Below are 17,792 nucleotides of genomic sequence, written 5' to 3' on the forward strand. Positions count from 1 at the left end.
CGTCAAACAGTTCGCCAGAAACAGGGGAAGACCAATGAGATCTGCCAGCAGTGAGACGTCCGATTCGTTGATTGCTGCGCTGCTGCGCGCGCTGGAACCGGCATCCGCGAGTGACCCGCCAGACGATGACAGCACCGGCGCACCCAAAAATGTTCCTCAAACCTTATCGGTCGAGCGGCTGGCGGCGATTGCTACAATGCTGGCAACGGCGCCATCGATTGTGGCAGTCGTTCCGCCCGGTGTCACCAAAGGGCGCATCGCAGCGCTGTTACCGCCAGATGAACGGCGCTACGCCGGGACGGTGATGGAAGCGCTCGACCGCGCCGGAGTGCTGGTTGAGCCACGCGCCGAAGCGTTGCGCTGGCGGGAGCCGCGCCCGTTTTGCCGGGACGACTGTGACTGGATCGTAGCGCAGGTGCGTTCGAGCCGCATGGAGGACCAATGAGCCGCGTTGCACTCCGTCCCTCGCCTTCAAACCCGCCGCCGGCGACCCGTCCGCCGCGTCCCGACCTGCCGTTCCATCTCGTGCGCGCGCTGGCGTTGATCTGCATTGTGCTGGCGCTTGTCCAACCGCTGGCGCTGCCGCAGGTTGCCGACTCGCCTTCATTCCAGGCGATCCTGTTACCCCGTGTCTTGCACGAGCCAGGAGTCGTTGCGCCAGCATTGCTGCGGCGTGCATTCGAGCCGCCGCTGTTCCCGATGATCAGCGCCGTGGCAGTGGCGTCGCTGTGCATCCTTGCGGGGGAACTCAGCGTGGCGCTGATCGCGGCGATCCTGGCGCGCCACGCTGCACGTCGCGCTACGCGCTCGACGATCTGCCTGCGGGTTCGCCCCGCGCATACCCTCGCCGGGACGAGCGCATCGGTCGCCAGACCAGGCGCGCTTATGCGTATGATTCATGGCGGCATGGCGAAGCGTTTCTGGATGCATCCTGCTCCACCGTATACCCTGATCATCAGCGGCGCGCCAGATCTCCCCGCAGAACTGGGGGCGCTGATCAGCGGCACGCCAGACGATCAACAACGCGCTATGGGTGTGCTGGACGGCGCAGTACGCAGCAGCGCTCCGGGCGCACAGATCGATGCCACCGATGATCCGCTCATTGCAGCGGCAACTCCTGGACGCTGGATCGCCTGGCAGCGCTTCGGTCTGGCGCTGCCGCCAGCCTATCCGCTCCATACACCGGCGCTCGTTGTTGAACATGAACTGGCAGGAGTATTGCTGGCGGCAGTCCGACCCCACGGCAGCGTAGTGCACGCCGGGCTGGAGATCGCCCTGCGCCCGCAGGGTGGCATGACCGGATGGGCGCTGGGGAGGCAATGGCGCGCACGTGCGATGGCGTTGAAACTGACGCTTGAACAGCGCCAGGATTATGCGCTTGCGCCGGATATTGCCGCCATCGAGGCAAAACTGGGCGATGCCGCATTCGAGGCGACCATCGTGGCAACCGCCGTCGCCGGGCAGCGTGATGACGCAATCACTGCGCTCCGCGCCATCGGTGATGCGCTTGGCGCATTCCAGCAACGCACCGCAAGCCGCTTGCAGCGTCTCGTCCCGCTTGCCCGTGCGTCGGTCCGTCAGATAACCGTGGGTCAGGAGATGCAGATCGTATCGCACCTGCGCACGCCGCCGGTCTCACATCCCCCCACGCTGCTACTGCCGTTCCGTCTCTGGCGTGGACCGGACATTTTGAGCGCCGGAGAAGTGGGGTATCTGTGGAATCTTTCCAATCCTCAGTCGAACGGATTGATGCGCTGTGATCCGTGCCGCCGGATTGCAGCGCCGCCTCACGCCTTCTGCGCCGACGATCCGGAGCGTATCATCGTCGGATACGCCGCGCATACCGATGGACACAGCGCACCGGTTGGACCGACGCTGCGCGATCTGCGTCAGATTCTGCACCTGACCGCCGGTATGGGCGCCGGAAAGAGTCGTTTGCTGGCGAACCTGTGTCAGCAACTGATCCCACACGGATTCATGCTCATCGACGGCAAAGGCGATGATCGTGGCGGTAGTCTGGTTGATGTCGTGCGTCAACTGATTCCGACGGTGGACGAAGGACGGTTCATCCTGCTCGATCCGCTCGACACGGCATGGCCCATCGGACTGAACCCGCTCGCGGGCGCCGATGTCACGCAACCGGGCGGCGCCGATCTGGCGCTGGGGCAAATCCTGGCAACCTTCGCGCGCATCGATCCTGATACGTGGGCGCGATCGCCGGGCATGCAGCAGTTCGCGCGTATGGCAGCGCTGCTGGTGCTGGAGGGCGAAACGCATCCCACACTGGCGCACGTCAAACAGGCGCTGATCGACGAAGCGTACCGCCAGGAACTGCTCCGGTCGGCGCGGAACATCGAGGTCGCCAGTTTCTGGCTTGAGACATACCCGCGCCTGGGTGAGGGGCAGCGATCCAGTTGCGACGCGCTGTTGAGGCGTTTCGATGCGCTGTTGACCGCTGAAACGACGCGCTATCTGGTGGCGCAGGCACGCCCCACGCTCGATCTGGCGCAGATGATTGCCGACCGGATGATCGTGCTGGTTCCGCTTCCCGATGTGGCGCTTGGCGGGCTGGCAGGCGCGGTCGGCATGCTGATCGCCCAGGCATTTGTGCGTGCCGCCTTCAGCCGTAGCGGCAGCGACCGCACCCGCCACGATTATCCGTTGATCATCGATGAACTCCAGGTGCTGATCGGCAACAGCGACACAACCGATATAGCGACTGCCATCACGCGCCTGCGGTCGCTCGGCATTCCGACGATCTACGCCCATCAGGCGCTGGCGCAGTTGGGTGATCTCCGCGACCTGATGCTGATCAATGCCGGGAACCGCATCATGCTGCAAACCCAGGAACCCGATGCCAGCATCTATGCGCGCGCCTACGGCGCCAGCGGTCTCACCGCCGCCGATCTGAGCGGGCAACCGCCGAACGACCATCAGTACGCCGTCCTGCGCTGCCGGGGCGTGGTGGCCGGACCTTTTTCGATGCAACCGCTCCCCTGGCCCGCTGTGCACGACGAGTCGCCGCCGCCATACCAGGGACCGGCGTGGCGCGACGTTCTGCCCGACGACGCCGATCCGGCGGACCGGTTCATTGCGCGCGTCGTCTACGATGCCGGTACAGGCGCAACTGCCGCCAATGAACTGGCGCACCTCAGCGACGCCGACTGGCAGCGACTTCTGCGGCGGTGGGAGCGGATCAGGCACGTTCAACGGCAGCACATCCTTGCGCATCCCGGTTGTATCGCCGACCGACTGGAACGTCAACGCTGGCTATCGCGTCTCTATGCGGCGCGTCCGCGGGTGCTGGCTGCCGCCGAATACCTGCGCGGGCGTCAGAAAAGATCGCATCAGCACGCCTTAAACTCGACGTGAAAAAGTTCAGAGGCATTTTGCAGCGTCCTGATGAGGAACCCCACTTGACAAACGCAGTATACTGCATATTGAAGAGGAAAACGCTTCATCATCCTCTGGAGGAAAGGATAGAACCGGTATGCAAAAGACTGACTTCATCAAAGCGGTCGCCGAGCGGGCGAACCGGTCGCAGAAGGAAACCAAGGAGATCGTCGATGCGGCGCTGGAAGTCATCACCGAAGCGCTGAAGCGCGGCGAGAAAGTCACCCTGACCGGCTTCGGCACATTCGAAGTGCGGCAGCGTCAGGCGCGCGAAGGGGTGAACCCGCAGACCCGCTCAAAAATCCAGATCCCGGCGACCAAAACCCCTGGCTTCAGCGCCAGCAGCACGTTGAAGAACGCGGTGAAGGATAGTTGAGTCGCACAGTTCTGACCACGAATGCACACTGTGCCGGCGAGGCATTCGCCGGCATCATCATTTGCAAAGGAGTTTTGTCACGCGCGAGCCGCATGGGGTTGCACGTCCGGGAGACTCAACGTATGATGGCCGGGTACAGTCGCCTGCTATCCGTTCATGATCGGTGCATGCAGAACATATGATACAACATTCTTTCATCTTCGAAGACCAGGAGGATGTCGTGATCTTCCGTGATCCGGCATTCGAGCAGAACAAGCGGCATGCCATTCATCGTTGGGTTCCGTGGATTGCCGGGTTTTCCGCTGATTTCGTCGTCGATGCCTTGCGGCGCTATCTTCCGGATGGAGCCGGAAGAAACACGTGCGTCCTCGATCCATTCGCTGGAGTAGGAACAACCCTGGTCGAAAGCATCCGTCACGGACACAACGCGATTGGATTCGAGATTAACCCCTTCGCAGCGCTTGCCGCTCGCGTGAAATGCACAGCGTTTCTGCTCGATCCCGCGTCGGTACGAGCGCATATCGTGGCATTTGAACAGCGCGCCAGGCGCATAACAGAAGCGATTGATCAAGCGTGGGCGTGCGGCGATGACCTCGCACGGCTTCTCCCTGCGCCTGCGTCCCGTCCACCGGCCGCTTTTCGATCCCGTGTTCCCTTCTTCAGTCCGGCAGTCGAACGCAAAGTCCTGCATTGTCTCGATCTCATTCACGCCGTACCCGATCCGCAGGTGCGTGATCTGATGCTGCTTGCATTCGGTTCCATCCTGGTTCACGTATCGAACTACTCATACGAGCCGAGTCTCGGATCACGCTCTGCCGTTGGGAAAGCTGATGTCCTGAACGCAGACGTGGCCGGTCTGCTCAGCGCCCGGCTTTACGACATGGAACACGATATTATCGTCTATCGCCGCGACATGATGCAATTTCAACCGTTTCCCGAGGGAAAGGTCATCAACGACGACTCACGACAGGTGCGTCATATACTGCCTGATTCGAGCATTGATATCGTTATCACATCACCTCCGTATCTTAATCCTCTCGAAAAAATAAATCTTGCAAAAAGCATCGTACAAGAACTTTTGTCACAGAATATCCATCCGCTACCGCCTCCTATCTTTGAAGGAGCGGGAGTATATGCCCTATACTATAGTGGAAGTCATGACTTGTATGCATCTCTGGCTCTATCTTCTGGAAAGGAAGAGAAACCCATCTATGTAGGAAAAGCCGTGCCCCCTGGCGCCAGGATCGGCGGATATGGGCTTAACACTCCACCGGGTGCTGTTCTCTTCAATCGCCTGAGAGAGCACGCTCTCTCAATTGAACAGGCGCAAGACCTCGATCTGACAGACTTCCGATGTCGATATCTGGTTGTTGATGATATCTGGATTCCGCTGGCCGAGACGTTGCTCATCGAAATGTACCAGCCGGTATGGAATACGATTGTCCCCGGCTTCGGCAATCATGCCCCCGGAAAAGGGAGACATAAGCAACCTGCAACCTGCAACCTGCAACCTGCAACCTGCAACCTGCAACCTGTAACGTGCAACCTGCAACCTGTAACGTGCAACCTGCAACCTGCAACCTGTAACGTACAACCTCCAACCTGCAACCTGCAACCTTCCCGCTCCCTCTCCATTTCCTGCGCCACACTTGCATATCTAAACGTTATCAAGTATACTTCTCACATCCCCCTCTTAATGGTCAACAGATGGTTCTGAAGCAAGGAGCAACGAAAGCATGCGACGACGAGTGTTTCTTCGCAGCGTCGCGGCGGGCAGCGCAGCCCTGACAGCAGCCACACTGGCAGCGTGTGGTCAGGCGCCGCAGACGCCAGTTCAGCAGGCGACGACCGCCCCGGCACAGCAGGCGACGACCGCCCCGGTACAGCAGGCAACGCAGGCGCCGGTCGCCACTGCGCCACAACCGCAGGCGCCAGCGCAAACGAGCGAGATGCCCTCTCTTGAGTGGGATATGGCTACCAGCTGGCCCGTGGCGCTCGACACGATTTTCGGCGGAGCGAAGACAGTTGCTGACCGTGTGGCGGCATTGACAGACGGTAAGTTTAAAATCACGCCACGCGCTGCGGGCGAACTGGCGCCTGCCTTGCAGGTGCTTGATGTGGTGCAGCAGGATGCCGTGCCGATCGGTCACACCGCATCGTACTACTATGTCGGCAAGAGTCCGGTGACCGCGTTTGGCACTACGGTGCCCTTCGGTCTCAACGCACAGCAGCAAAATGCCTGGTTGTACGACGGCGGCGGGCTGGAAAAATTGCAGGCGGTGTACGCCAAACTGTTCAATGTTATTCAGTTCCCGGCGGGCAATACCGGCGTCCAGATGGGTGGGTGGTTCCGCAAGGAGATCAACACCGTCGCCGACCTTCAGGGTCTCAAGATGCGCATCCCCGGTCTCGGCGGGCAGGTGTTGACCAAACTGGGAGTCACCGTTCAGGTCATTCCGGGTGGTGAGATCTTCCAGGCGTTGCAGACCGGCGCGGTCGACGCGGCGGAATGGGTCGGGCCGTATGACGATGAGAAACTCGGACTGAACAAGGCGGCGAAGTTCTACTACTATCCGGGCTGGTGGGAGCCGGGTCCTACACTCGAGGTGCAGGTCAACCTCGACAGGTGGAACGAACTGCCAAAAGTCTACCAGGAGGCGATTAAGACCGCATCCGCCGAGGCGAATATCACGATGCTGGCGCGGTACGATGCGCGCAACCGTGAAGCGCTCAAGCGCCTGGTGGACGGCGGCGCGCAACTGCGCCCGTACAGCAAGGAAATCCTTGCCGCAGCCGAGAAAGCCGCCTTCGAACTGTACGATGAGTTCGCCGCGAAAGACGCCGACTTCAAGGAAATCTACGAGGAGTGGAAGGCGTTCCGCGAGGCCATCTATGAGTGGAACAAGGTGAACGAAGCCGGGTACACCAACTACGCCTACAATAAGTGACACGCTCCCCACAACCAGCAGCAGGAGAGATCACAACAGGGACGCGGCGTGCCGCGTCCCTGTTGTTGAGGGCGTGATGCCTTGCTCCTGTGATGCGTCACAGCGCGGCTCGCACGCGCGACGCTCGCGCACACAGGTGGTGCAGGAACGCGCACTTCCGCCCCTTGCTTCTGTGATGAGGCGCAGCGCGGCTCGCACGCGCGACGCTCGCGCACACAGGCGGTTCGGGGACGCGCATCGTTCCAGCGCGCCAGGAACATTCCAGAACGACCATGGGGCGTCCTGGCAGGAATGTATCCTATCGATCACGTTTGATATTATGAGTCCACTGCAAAAAGGGCAGGTCACCACTGAGGCGCAGCGTTCGCAGAGGCGGACTCCAGAGCGAGTCACGCACACGCATGCTTCGCCATCCATTCATCACGGTTCGTTTTTAGGGTTCTCTGCGCCCCCGGCGTCTCAGCGGTGCGTTTTTGCAGCGAAGTCATTATTCGTTTCGCCATCGCATCACTGCATGACGTCCGAGAGTTTTCGCACCTCGAAGCCCATCGCCGCAAAGCGGTCCAGGATGTCCGGCAGCGCATCGGCGGTTGCATCACTGCCGCAGTGCGCCAGAATAATTGCGCCGCGCAGGTCGTCGGGGCTGAGTTTTTGCGTCACCCGCGCGATGAGGAACTCTGGCGTCTTCGGTTCCCCAACCGAATCCAGACTATCGAGCGACCAGTAGACCGGCAGGTATCCTTCTGATAGCGCCACACGCAGGACCCGCTCGTTGTACGCGCCATACGGCGGTCGAAAGAAGGGGCGTATGACGGCATCCGGCGCGATGTCGTGCAGGATCGCCTCGGTTTCGCTCAGTTCGCGGCGAATCGCCTCGTCGTCCAGGGTTGTCAGATCAGGATGGTTCATCGTATGGTTGGCGAGTTCGTGCCCATCTGCCACCATGCGGCGAACCAGACCGGGATTGTCACGTATCCAGCGCCCGGTCAGGAAGAAGGTGATAGTGATCCCGCGCACGCGCAACGCATCAAGGATGCGCGGCGTTGGCGCTGCACCTGCGCCAGCGTCGAGGGTCAGCGCAACCCACGGGCGCATCGGATTGCCACGCTGGACCAGCAGCGCTTCGCCAGCATCGCCCGGTTCGATCAGCGGCACGACGAGTTCTCTCCCGGTGCGCAGCGGCGCATTGATCATATTGTACGCTTTGATCAGTGCCGGGGAGGTGCGGTAGCGCGCTGCGATCTGTTCCAGGGTTTCACCAGCAGCAGCGCGATGCCCCACGTAGCCAATGACCTGCGGTTGGGGGGATGCGGTAGGAATTGGCGGGATGGCGGTCGCCAGCAGAGGCGTCGCCGCAGGTGGCGGTGAAGGGACCGGCGATTGGGGTGCGATTGTTGACGATGGAACCGGTGCGGTTAGTACAGATGTTGCACGAGCGGTCGCCGTCGGCGCTTGCGTCGGGGCAACCGCCAGCGGCGCTGGCGGTTGCCGCATCAGGTCGTTGAGCAACCATCCCAGCGCAATACCTGTCAGCAGGGTGAGAAGAATGAGTGGAAGGCTTGTACTGTTCTTTTCCATTCCCCCGTCCATGGTTGCGCTGCGCGCGGATGTTTCTTCACCGGCGCAGGCAAGCGTTGCCAGCAGCGCAGTCGCGCGCGTCTTTTACCTGTTCTGCGTCGATGGACGAATCTTCGCCCGCAGAAGTTCCCGAAATGCGTCGATTGCCTGCGGACTGGCAAAGGCGCGCTTCGGCACGACTGAATACGCCCAGCGACCGTGGATCAGAACAAAGACGCGATCACTCTCGACAAACGACAGGTATCGATCCCACGGGCGACTGACGCGCTCCGTACCGAAACGAAAGTGGGCGCCGCGCTGGTCGAACATGGCTTCAACGGTCTGGCGCAGGGGCGGGCTGCTGCGGAACGTGGACCAGACGATGAGCAGCGGCACAGGATCGAACCAGGTGAACAACCCCAGTGCCAGCAGCAACAGCGCTTGCGGGTTAACGCCGGACGTTATTGCAATCCAGACGCCGCCAAAAATCGCCAGAAAACCGATACTGCGGTAGATCAGATGCTTACGGGTCGAACGCTGGTAGAGCCGGCACGCATGGAGTTGTTCGTCCAGCGTGTGGGTATAGTTCAGCGTGAAACTGCTTGCAGTCGTCGCCGTCATGGAATGATCAACTCCTGTCCAACACGCAGATTATCGGCAGCGGCTGGCGTCAGATTGTTGGCGCGCAGAAGCGCCTCAACTGTCACGCCGTTGCGCTCGGCGATTGCGCGCAACGTGTCTCCCGGTTGCACCACATACCGTCGTGAACCCGACTGTGGCGCCAGCGTCGCGGTCGGTTCTGGCGTCACCGTCGGTTCCGGCGTCACTGTCGGTTCCGGCGTCACCGTCGGTTCCAGCGTTGCCGTCGGTTCCAGCGTTGCTGTCGGTTCCGGCGTCACTGTCGATTCCAGCGTCACTGTCGGTTCCAGCGTCGCGGTTGGAGTCACCGGTGGAACATTCACCGTCGGGGCGATTGCCGGCGGTTGCGACGCGGGGGCGACAGGCGGTGCGATCGGTTGCATAACCGTCAGACCGGCAATACGCAGGCTGGATATATCGCTGCGCGCCAGGACGAACACTGCACCGAACGCTGCACCGAACACAATGATTGCCAGCGCGAGACGCTCCCGCTCCTCCAGGCGTTGCCGTGTTAACCGTAGCGCAATTGCGCCAATGAATGGCAGGATAAGCGCAACAACGATCAGCGCAAACAGCATCCACTGTGGCATTCAGGTCACCGTTCCTGCAGGCGCACAATCGTAACGCCCTCACCGCCTTCTGTGGCGCTTGCGCTGCTGAACGACGCGACCAGTTTGTGGTCTTTGAGCGTATCGCGTACTGCCTGACGCAGCGCGCCGGTGCCTTTACCGTGAATGATACGAACCCACGGCAGGCCAGCCAGGTAAGCGTCGTTCAAATACCGGTCGAGTCGTTCGCCGACATCAGCCGCGCGCCATCCCCGCATATCGAGTTCGAGCGACACGTCACGCGGCGCCGGAAGCGATGTGCCACGCGACTCATAGGCGGGACGGGCAGGTTGACCGCCACCGTTCCCGGCCGCACGCTTTTCGCGCGTCAGTTCGGCGAGATCGGCCTGCATCCGAAAGCCTCCAACCTGCACCTCGGCTGTCTGATCTTCTTCGTTGATCGAGAGGATTTCTCCGGTTAACCCGACCGATCGCACGCGGACGACATCACCGGGTTGCAGACGCGCGACCTGTTCAGCAGCGGGCGCCGGGTGTCCGGCGGGTTTACCGGGCGGAACAGCAGGCAGGCTTGCACGCGCTTCCTGCAAACGCCGTTCCGCCTCTTCGAGCCATCGGCGCGACGCCGCTACCGAGCGAGACTCGTCGCGCAACCGGCGCACCTCGTTGCGCACCTGGCGCAGTTCTGCCTCGATCGCTTCACGCGCAGCCTGCCAGGCCTCATCACGCTGCTCCTCAAATGCGCGCAACTCAGCGGCAAGTCGGTCACGATACTTCTCGGCATCGGCGCGCACTTCCATTGCTCGCTGCAACTCTGCCGCCGCAGCATCGCGCTCACGATGGATACCCGCCAGCAGATCTTCGACCTGCACATCCTCTCGCGCCATTGTTGCACGGGCGCGCTCAACCAGGTCGGGGGCGAGTCCCAGGCGCGCCGCAATCGCCAGTGCATTCGAGCGCCCTGGTAAACCGATCGTCAGTTTGTAGGTTGGTGCAAGTGTTTCGACGTCGAACTCGACCGACGCATTCTCAACGCCGGGTGTGGCATAGGCGAACGCCTTCAATTCAGCGTAGTGCGTCGTTGCCACACCCAGCACACCGAGTTCGAGCAGTCGCTCGATGATCGCGCGCGCCAGCGCCGCACCCTCGACCGGATCGGTGCCGGCGCCGAGTTCATCGAGCAGCACCAGCGCTGGCATGCGCCCCAAGCGCTGCGTGTCAGGAGGCATTGTTTGGGTTGAGCCGGAGACGGATGTTTCGGCAGGCGCCACGTCCGGTGCGTCTTCAAGCGCACGCAGAATGCGGATGATATTCGTCATATGCGACGAGAAGGTCGAAAGGCTCTGCTCGATGCTCTGCTCATCGCCAATGTCGGCGAAGATTTGCGCGAACACCGGCAGGCGCGACGGTTGGGATGCAGGGATGTGCATCCCCGCCTGCGCCATTAGCGCCAGCAGACCGGTTGTTTTCAGCGCCACGGTCTTGCCGCCGGTATTGGGACCGGTGATCAGCAGCAGGCGAAACCGACCGCCGAGGCGCATATCGATCGGGACGACCTTTTGCGGATCGAGGAGCGGATGGCGCGCAGCGGTCAGCAGCAGCAACGGTTCATCAGGCGGCAGCGGCGGATCGACAATCTCCGGCATTACGCAGCGCATCGCCGCCGCATACTGCGCCATTGCGAACGCCAGATCGAGCGTCGCCAGCGCCTCGACGCCAGCAGTGATCGCACCGGCATGATCGCCGACGAGCGCAGAAAGTTCCGCCAGAATGCGTTCGACCTCTGCCTGTTCGGCGAGTTGCAGTTCCCGCCAGGCATTGTTCAGTTCCACGATCGTCAGCGGCTCGATGTACAGCGTCGCGCCGCTGGCCGACTGGTCGTGCACCAGACCGCGAATGGCGCGGCGGTGTGTGGCTTTCACCGGCACAACATATCGCCCGTTGCGCACAGTGATGATCGGTTCCTGCAACACATCACCGTGCGTCATGATCAGGTTGTGCAGTTTTTCCTGGAGGCGGTTGAACGCCGTGCGCACCTCAGAGCGCAATCGCGCCAGTTTCGGACTGGCGCTGTCGAGCACCTGACCGTCCTCGCCAATTGCGCGGGCGACGGCATCCTCAACCTCCGGCAGCAGCGGCAGATCGACGGCAGTCTCGTGCAGCAGCGGGAAGGATGCTGCGTCGAGTTTCCGCAACGTGGCGCGCAGACGGCGGGCGCTTGCAAGTGTGGCGGCGATTTCGATCAGCGCCTCCGGATCACACACCCCGCCGCGTCGCGCCAGACCAACCGCTGGACGCACATCTCGCGCCCCGCCAATACTCACATCAGGCATCGCGTCGAGCAGCCGACGCGCCTCATCGGTCAGGCGCAGACGACGACGCACCTCGAAGGGATCGACCGACGGCGTCAGATTGAGTGCGAGTTCACGTGAAGCGGAGAACGCCGTGTACCGCGCGAGTTGCAGGCGCACTTTGGGAAACTCGAGGGTTTCGAGCGTCTGGAGAGCGATAGCCACGGAAATGACCTCAACCGTGCCGGCAGGAAACGTTCCGCCGGGATTATTTATCGGATGAGAAAGATGATCTCGGTTTCACGCGGCAAAACTGGCTTCACCGTTGCGTAGATCAACGGCAGAATATTATTGGCGAAGAAACTCACCAGCGTTGAGCCGCGCACACCGCTCTGAAATGCTTTTACAATCGGAAATGTCACCGTGCCCGCAGTATCGCGGAAGACAAACAGTTGTTCGAGCAGAATCGCAAGCATTCCTAAAAAGAGCGCCCCAAGCACCAGACCAAGCAATGTTCCGACGATTTTATCGACGAAATCGAGACTGGCGGGCATTTTTGCATAACGAAATGTATAGAGACCGGCAGTTGTTATCAACAAAAAGGCAACCAGCAAAATAATGCCGAACGCAACAATCTGCGCTACATCGAATGTTGTGCCAAAACGCTCGCGAAAGAAACGCCCGAGTGACTGGAAGTAGAGACTTGCCAGGATAATGCTGATATAGAACGAAATAATGGCTATTGCCAGCCTGATGGTTCCCTGGAAGAATCCAAGGGCAAGACCGCCGAGCACGCCAAGCAAAAACAGAATATCGATCAGATTCATTGCGCCCTCCTATCCGCTATCCGACGGCGCGTGCTGCATTATAGCATATCGGCGTGCGCTTCTTCCTGAAGGTCAGACACGCATGTTGCCCGTGCGTGCGACCCATTGCTCGTACCTGCACGAATACGAACACATTTCGCGTGACGTGCGAACCACCAAACGACACACCGGGAATAACGCGAAGAGGCGGGGGAATCGCACCCCGCCTCCTCAGCCGAAAGCGCTTCGCCGCAGACGGAACGGTTGATGCCTCACAATTCAACGTCAGGCGCCGCCTCTGTCGGGCAGAAACATCGAGACCGAAGACGTACCATCCGGTCATCCATATCGCTGTTCCTGTCTCGAAGCCGTTGGAACCCCCGGCGCCTCCAGACGGTTGAGGAACAGGGAGGCTGCCAGCGCGGCGACCAGCAGCGAAAGAAGCGCATACGCTGCGTCCAGTTCAGAAGCGACGAACAATGCCAGCGCCGGTAATGCCCCGCCCTCATACCCGGCAATGATCAGACCAAACAGATTATTGACAGCATGAATGCCCAGCGCGTAATCGAGACTTCCGCTGCGCAGCGTGATGAGTGTAGCAAAAAAGCCGAAGACAAACCAGTTCAGACCTGCCAGCACAGCATTGCTTTCCGCCTCTGGATTGGCGAGGTGCGGCAGGGTGAACACCACGCCGTTGATGACGCTCAACATCCACACGTTGCGCGTCAGACGACCGGTGGCCTGCAACAGATACCCGCGAAAGAATACCTCTTCAGCACTGGTCTGAAGGGGGATCAGGAACAGCCCCACCAGGAGCAATGACAGATTCTGGAAGAAAGCCGGGTTCAACATGTATTGCCCGGGACGGAGGAGGGCATCAACCAGGGTTGCCAACCCCGCCAGCACAAGCCAGAGCAACGCGCCGACACCAATGCGTCGCCAGTTGAGGCGCCGCTCCGGACCCACCAGCGTCGCAACCGGGCGTCCATGAAGCCAGCGGGTCACCAGCATCGGTCCCAACAACATCGGCGCGAACGTCAGCAGCGCAAGCGCCAGACCAAAGGGCGATGCTTCACTGACGATCTGGAGCGTCACCGGGATGAGGATGATCGCCGTGCCAATCATCCACATCATCAGCACCAGCAGCACTCCCAGTACATAGCGCCACCAGGCGTTTTTGCCCGTGGCGGCAAGTTCAAGAAACGGGTTCGACATCTCCATGCTCACTTTCCTGGTTCATTGTCGTGGTCAACATTGGATGAGCAATAACGAACATGCGCCGTTGCGTGCGTCCCGGCGCAGGCGGTTGTTGTTCCATCTCCTGCAGCAAAGCGTAGATTGCCTTGCGCAAACGGGTAAACTCCTCCTCGGTGGCATAGAAAATATAATCGCGCGCTGCAATGTTGGTCAGATCAGGAACACCGCGCCGGATCACATACTGCGCCAGCGCCTGCGCAACCACTGCGCCATACGTGCTCACGTGCGCGGCGAACTTTTCTATGCCGCCTGGCTTTTCAAGTTCAGCCGGATCGATCAATCCTTCAACGGATGTATAAAAGCGCTCCTCGATGCCATTGATACGCCGGGTCGCGGCTACACGGATCAGTCCTGATTCCTGCAACTTTCTGACGTGGCGGTACAGGGAGGGCCTGGGCACGTCGGTCAGCAGGTCGGCGATCTGATGGATGGACAGTTGATTGCCGTACAGCAACTGGAAGATGCGCATCCGTACCGGATGGTTGATGGCATCGAACTTTTGTTCATACATGGCACCCCCTTATTATCAATTATGATAAAGATACTAATTATAATACTCGCTCCAACGGCTGTCAAGATCGCTCTACCGGAATGCAGGAAATGACAACCGGCAGCGTCTGTGGGTATAATCAGATTATCACCCTCATGTTCCCCGAACCGCAAAGGAGGCGCTATGAAACTACGCGGCTTCAACTCCGCAACGTGGGTCAGCCTGGTTCCCAATGGGCTGGGGCACGTGAAGCCGAACCATTACTGGGAGATCGTGCGCACCATCTGGGAGAACCGCGACAACCTGGGCACGGCGTGGCGGATCCTGCGCGATGGCGTGTGCGATGGGTGCGCCCTCGGCACAACCGGACTGCGCGATTTTACGATGGACGGCATCCACCTCTGTACGGTGCGCCTGAACCTGCTCCGGCTCAATACCATGCCGCCGCTCGATCTGCGCCACCTCGACGATGTTTCCCGGTTGCGTTCCCTGAACAGCCGACAATTGCGCGCCCTCGGTCGGTTGCCCTATCCGATGCTGCGACGACGCGGCGACGCCGGATTCCGGCGCATCTCGTGGAACGAGGCGCTCGACCTGATTGCTGCCCGCATTCGCGCAACCGATCCGCGACGTATTGCGTTTTACCTGACGTCGCGGGGGATCACGAATGAGACCTACTACGTGGCGCAGAAGGCGGCGCGTTTTCTCGGTACGAACAATGTGGACAACGCCGCGCGATTGTGCCATGCTCCCAGCACGACGGCGATGAAGCAGACGCTCGGCGTGGCGGCATCCACGTGCAGTTACCGCGACTGGATCGGAACCGATGCGCTGGTCTTTATCGGCAGCGACACGCCGAACAATCAACCGGTGACGACGAAGTATCTCTACTATGCGAAGCAGAAGGGCACGCGCATTTTCGTCATCAATCCGTACCGCGAGCCAGGGTTGGAACGCTACTGGGTGCCGAGCGTCTTTGAAAGCGCGCTGTTCGGCACCCGACTCGCCGACCGCTTCTTCCAGATACATACCGGAGGCGACATTGCCTTTCTCAATGGAACGCTCAAACATCTGATCGAAAATGACTGGATCGACCGCGCGTTCGTTGCGGCGCATACGAATGGCTTTCCAGAGACGAAGGCGCATCTGGAGACGCAATCGTGGGATATGCTGGAACACGCCAGCGGTGCAAGCCGCGAAGAGATGCGCACATTTGCAGAAATTCTGGCGCAGGCGAAAAGCGCCGTCTTCGTCTGGAGCATGGGGATCACCCAGCACGAGTATGGCGTCGAGAATGTCAAGACAATCCTGAACCTGGCGCTGGCACGCGGGTTCATCGGGCGCGAGTTCTGCGGCGTTATGCCCATCCGCGGGCACAGCGGCGTTCAGGGGGGCGGCGAGATGGGATGCACCGCCACTACCTTCCCCGGCGGTCGTCCGATCACTGTTGAGCACGCGCGCTGGTTGAGCGAGCAGTGGGGCTTCGATGTACCGGCGTGGAAAGGACTTACCTGCGGCGACATGCTCGACGCAGCATATGCCGGGGAGATCGACGTGTTCTATGCCGCAGGCGGCAACTTTCTCGACACGCTGCCCGATCCGGAGTACATCCGCACCGCACTGGAGCGTCCGGCGTTGCGGGTGCACCAGGACATCATCCTTTCTTCACAGATGCTGGTTGATCCGGCGGATACCGTGCTTCTGCTGCCCGCTGCCACCCGCTACGAGCAGCGCGATGGCGGAACCGAGACCAGCACCGAGCGCGAAGTCATCTTCTCACCAGAAATTGTACCGCCGCCTGCGGAAGCGCTCAGCGAATGGGAAATCTTCATGCGCGTGGCGGAACGGGCGGCGCCGGATCGCGCACCTCTTATCCACTATGTGAGCGGGCAGCAGATCCGGGAAGAAATAGCGCGCATCGTGCCGGAATACGACGGCATCCAGCGGCTGCATCGCACCGGCGACCATATGCAGTGGGGCGGGCGCATCCTGTGTCGCAACGGCATCTTCGCCACACCCGACGGTCGCGCGGTAATGACGCCGCTCACGCCGCCAGACCCGACGTTGCCCGATGGAGCATTCGTGCTCAGAACCCGTCGCGGGAAACAGTTCAACTCGCTCATCCACAGCGAGCGCGATCCGCTCAACGGGGCGCGACGTGATGATCTCCTCATCAACCCGGACGATGCGGCTGCGCTCGGTGTGCGCGAAGGCGATCCGGTGCTCATCCGGTCGGAGGCAGGGGAAATGCGGGCGCGGGTGAAGTACGCGCCGATGAAGCCACGCAATGTGCAGGTTCACTGGCCCGAAGGGAATGTGCTGATCGCCCCTCGTCGCCGCGATCCGGGTTCCGGCGTACCGGCGTACAAAGCGGTCGTCACGCTGCACCCGATCCGCATTGCGAACCAGACCACACCCATCGTTGCTGGACCGCAGGGCGCGAGCGCCGGAGACGCGGAATCGCACAGGGAACAGTGAAACGCAGCGGCGCGGGGAAGAGCGGATCGGCAACGACAGAAAGGAAGAACCCTTGTTGACGCAGCCAAACGTGCAACGGCGCACCATCGTCAAAGTGCGCGACAAACGGTGGCGCCGTGAGAAGGACGCGCTGGTCGTTGAGGAACCGCTGGAGATCCGCCTGACGGTCTCCGTCGCCGATGGTCGCCAGACCATCCCGCTGACCACGATCATGCGCACGCCGGGCGAAGACTTCGAACTCGCCGCCGGGTTTCTGTTTGGCGAAGGGATTGTGCGCGAACGGCGCGAGATTGCGACGATTCGCTACTGCAACGATGCGACGATCAGCGATGAAGCGAGGTTCAACACCATTACCGTTGATCTTCACCCCGATGCCCACCCCGACCTGACCGGCGCTCAACGCATGTTCTACGTCTCATCTTCGTGCGGCGTCTGCGGCAAAGCGTCGCTGGAGACGCTGCTTGCGCGCGGTTGCGCCCCGCTGTCCGATGATACGCTGCGCGTCGGGCTGCCGGCGCTCACAGGCATCGACGCTGCGCTCCGACAGGCGCAGGCGCTCTTCCACAAAACCGGCGGTCTCCACGCGGCTGCGCTGTTCGACGCCGACGGCGCGCTGCTGGCGCTGCGCGAGGATATTGGACGGCACAACGCCGTGGACAAACTGATCGGCGCGCATCTGCTGGAGGGACGTCTATCGGCGCTCACGCAGGCGATTCTGCTGGTCAGCGGACGCGCCGGGTTCGAGATCATGCAGAAAGCGTTGACGGCGCGCATACCGGTGGTGGCTGCGGTGGGCGCGCCCTCGACACTGGCGGTCACACTGGCGCAGCGTTTCAATATGACCCTGATCGGGTTCCTGCGTGGCGCGTCGCTGAATGTGTACGCCGGTGAACAGCGGATCGAATGGGTGGGGGAGTAAGCGCGTCCCTCATTCCCTCGACCCCCTTCTTCCACACGGGAGAAGGGGGAGTGTAGACGTCCTGCTGCGTTT

Annotated in this window: 14 protein-coding genes; 7 read left to right on the forward strand and 7 right to left on the reverse strand. The window is 61.1% G+C overall.

The window, feature by feature from the left end:
* Positions 1-34: 34 nt before the first annotated feature.
* The 5 genes from ROSERS_RS20645 to dctP all read left to right on the forward strand — a co-directional run bounded on the left by ROSERS_RS20645 (position 35) and on the right by dctP (position 6,717).
* Positions 35-445: a hypothetical protein gene (locus ROSERS_RS20645; protein ID WP_011958691.1), complete on the forward strand. Its 411-nt coding sequence runs from the start codon at positions 35-37 to the stop codon at positions 443-445.
* A complete protein-coding gene (locus ROSERS_RS20650) occupies positions 442-3,372 on the forward strand; it encodes a type IV secretory system conjugative DNA transfer family protein (RefSeq protein ID WP_011958692.1) in 2,931 nt (976 codons plus the stop codon). The genes ROSERS_RS20645 and ROSERS_RS20650 overlap by 4 nt, the downstream gene beginning before the upstream one ends.
* Before the next feature lie 118 nt (positions 3,373-3,490).
* Complete coding sequence (locus ROSERS_RS20655; protein ID WP_011958693.1) at positions 3,491-3,769, forward strand: HU family DNA-binding protein; 279 nt, start codon at positions 3,491-3,493, stop codon at positions 3,767-3,769.
* Between the two features lie 220 nt (positions 3,770-3,989).
* Entirely contained in the window at positions 3,990-5,486 is a 1,497-nt protein-coding gene (locus ROSERS_RS25315) for an Eco29kI family restriction endonuclease (RefSeq protein ID WP_198136329.1), read from the forward strand.
* Positions 5,487-5,505: 19 nt separating this feature from the next.
* Positions 5,506-6,717: a TRAP transporter substrate-binding protein gene (gene dctP, locus ROSERS_RS20665; RefSeq protein ID WP_011958695.1), complete on the forward strand. Its 1,212-nt coding sequence runs from the start codon at positions 5,506-5,508 to the stop codon at positions 6,715-6,717.
* Positions 6,718-7,224: 507 nt separating this feature from the next.
* Here dctP and ROSERS_RS20670 read toward each other — a convergent pair.
* From ROSERS_RS20670 to ROSERS_RS20700, 7 genes are all read right to left on the reverse strand, one after another.
* Positions 7,225-8,295: a polysaccharide deacetylase family protein gene (locus ROSERS_RS20670; protein WP_157041175.1), complete on the reverse strand. Its 1,071-nt coding sequence runs from the start codon at positions 8,293-8,295 to the stop codon at positions 7,225-7,227.
* 84 nt (positions 8,296-8,379) lie between these two features.
* Positions 8,380-8,895 carry a YcxB family protein gene (locus ROSERS_RS20675; RefSeq protein ID WP_011958697.1) on the reverse strand — a complete coding sequence of 172 codons (516 nt, stop codon included), beginning with the start codon at positions 8,893-8,895 and terminating at the stop codon, positions 8,380-8,382.
* Positions 8,892-9,503, reverse strand: a complete 612-nt coding sequence (locus ROSERS_RS20680; protein ID WP_011958698.1) for a LysM peptidoglycan-binding domain-containing protein — start codon at positions 9,501-9,503, stop codon at positions 8,892-8,894. The genes ROSERS_RS20675 and ROSERS_RS20680 overlap by 4 nt, the downstream gene beginning before the upstream one ends.
* A gap of 5 nt (positions 9,504-9,508) precedes the next feature.
* Positions 9,509-11,995, reverse strand: a complete 2,487-nt coding sequence (locus tag ROSERS_RS20685) for an endonuclease MutS2 (RefSeq protein ID WP_011958699.1) — start codon at positions 11,993-11,995, stop codon at positions 9,509-9,511.
* Positions 11,996-12,042: 47 nt separating this feature from the next.
* Positions 12,043-12,597: a CvpA family protein gene (locus ROSERS_RS20690; protein ID WP_011958700.1), complete on the reverse strand. Its 555-nt coding sequence runs from the start codon at positions 12,595-12,597 to the stop codon at positions 12,043-12,045.
* 318 nt (positions 12,598-12,915) lie between these two features.
* Positions 12,916-13,797 carry a CPBP family intramembrane glutamic endopeptidase gene (locus ROSERS_RS20695; protein ID WP_011958701.1) on the reverse strand — a complete coding sequence of 294 codons (882 nt, stop codon included), beginning with the start codon at positions 13,795-13,797 and terminating at the stop codon, positions 12,916-12,918.
* Entirely contained in the window at positions 13,772-14,344 is a 573-nt protein-coding gene (locus ROSERS_RS20700; RefSeq protein ID WP_011958702.1) for a helix-turn-helix domain-containing protein, read from the reverse strand. The genes ROSERS_RS20695 and ROSERS_RS20700 overlap by 26 nt, the downstream gene beginning before the upstream one ends.
* A gap of 162 nt (positions 14,345-14,506) precedes the next feature.
* Here ROSERS_RS20700 and ROSERS_RS20705 point away from each other — a divergent pair, with 162 nt between their 5' ends.
* Together ROSERS_RS20705 and fdhD are read left to right on the forward strand one after the other, a co-directional pair.
* Positions 14,507-16,801 carry an FdhF/YdeP family oxidoreductase gene (locus tag ROSERS_RS20705; protein ID WP_011958703.1) on the forward strand — a complete coding sequence of 765 codons (2,295 nt, stop codon included), beginning with the start codon at positions 14,507-14,509 and terminating at the stop codon, positions 16,799-16,801.
* A gap of 52 nt (positions 16,802-16,853) precedes the next feature.
* Positions 16,854-17,720, forward strand: a complete 867-nt coding sequence (fdhD, locus tag ROSERS_RS20710; protein WP_011958704.1) for a formate dehydrogenase accessory sulfurtransferase FdhD — start codon at positions 16,854-16,856, stop codon at positions 17,718-17,720.
* The last annotated feature ends 72 nt before the right edge of the window (positions 17,721-17,792 follow it).

This window comes from Roseiflexus sp. RS-1, assembly GCF_000016665.1.
GTDB lineage: Bacteria > Chloroflexota > Chloroflexia > Chloroflexales > Roseiflexaceae > Roseiflexus.

Excerpts from the sequence above, each read along its gene's own strand:
- dctP (WP_011958695.1), top strand. The coding sequence starts at position 5,506 with ATGCGACGACGAGTGTTTCTTCGCAGCGTCGCGGCGGGCAGCGCAGCC.
- ROSERS_RS20675 (WP_011958697.1), bottom strand. The coding sequence starts at position 8,895 with ATGACGGCGACGACTGCAAGCAGTTTCACGCTGAACTATACCCACACG.
- ROSERS_RS20645 (WP_011958691.1), top strand. The coding sequence starts at position 35 with ATGAGATCTGCCAGCAGTGAGACGTCCGATTCGTTGATTGCTGCGCTG.
- ROSERS_RS20670 (WP_157041175.1), bottom strand. The coding sequence starts at position 8,295 with ATGGAAAAGAACAGTACAAGCCTTCCACTCATTCTTCTCACCCTGCTG.
- ROSERS_RS20650 (WP_011958692.1), top strand. The coding sequence starts at position 442 with ATGAGCCGCGTTGCACTCCGTCCCTCGCCTTCAAACCCGCCGCCGGCG.
- ROSERS_RS20680 (WP_011958698.1), bottom strand. The coding sequence starts at position 9,503 with ATGCCACAGTGGATGCTGTTTGCGCTGATCGTTGTTGCGCTTATCCTG.
- ROSERS_RS20690 (WP_011958700.1), bottom strand. The coding sequence starts at position 12,597 with ATGAATCTGATCGATATTCTGTTTTTGCTTGGCGTGCTCGGCGGTCTT.
- ROSERS_RS20705 (WP_011958703.1), top strand. The coding sequence starts at position 14,507 with ATGAAACTACGCGGCTTCAACTCCGCAACGTGGGTCAGCCTGGTTCCC.
- ROSERS_RS20655 (WP_011958693.1), top strand. The coding sequence starts at position 3,491 with ATGCAAAAGACTGACTTCATCAAAGCGGTCGCCGAGCGGGCGAACCGG.
- ROSERS_RS20700 (WP_011958702.1), bottom strand. The coding sequence starts at position 14,344 with ATGTATGAACAAAAGTTCGATGCCATCAACCATCCGGTACGGATGCGC.
- ROSERS_RS20695 (WP_011958701.1), bottom strand. The coding sequence starts at position 13,797 with ATGGAGATGTCGAACCCGTTTCTTGAACTTGCCGCCACGGGCAAAAAC.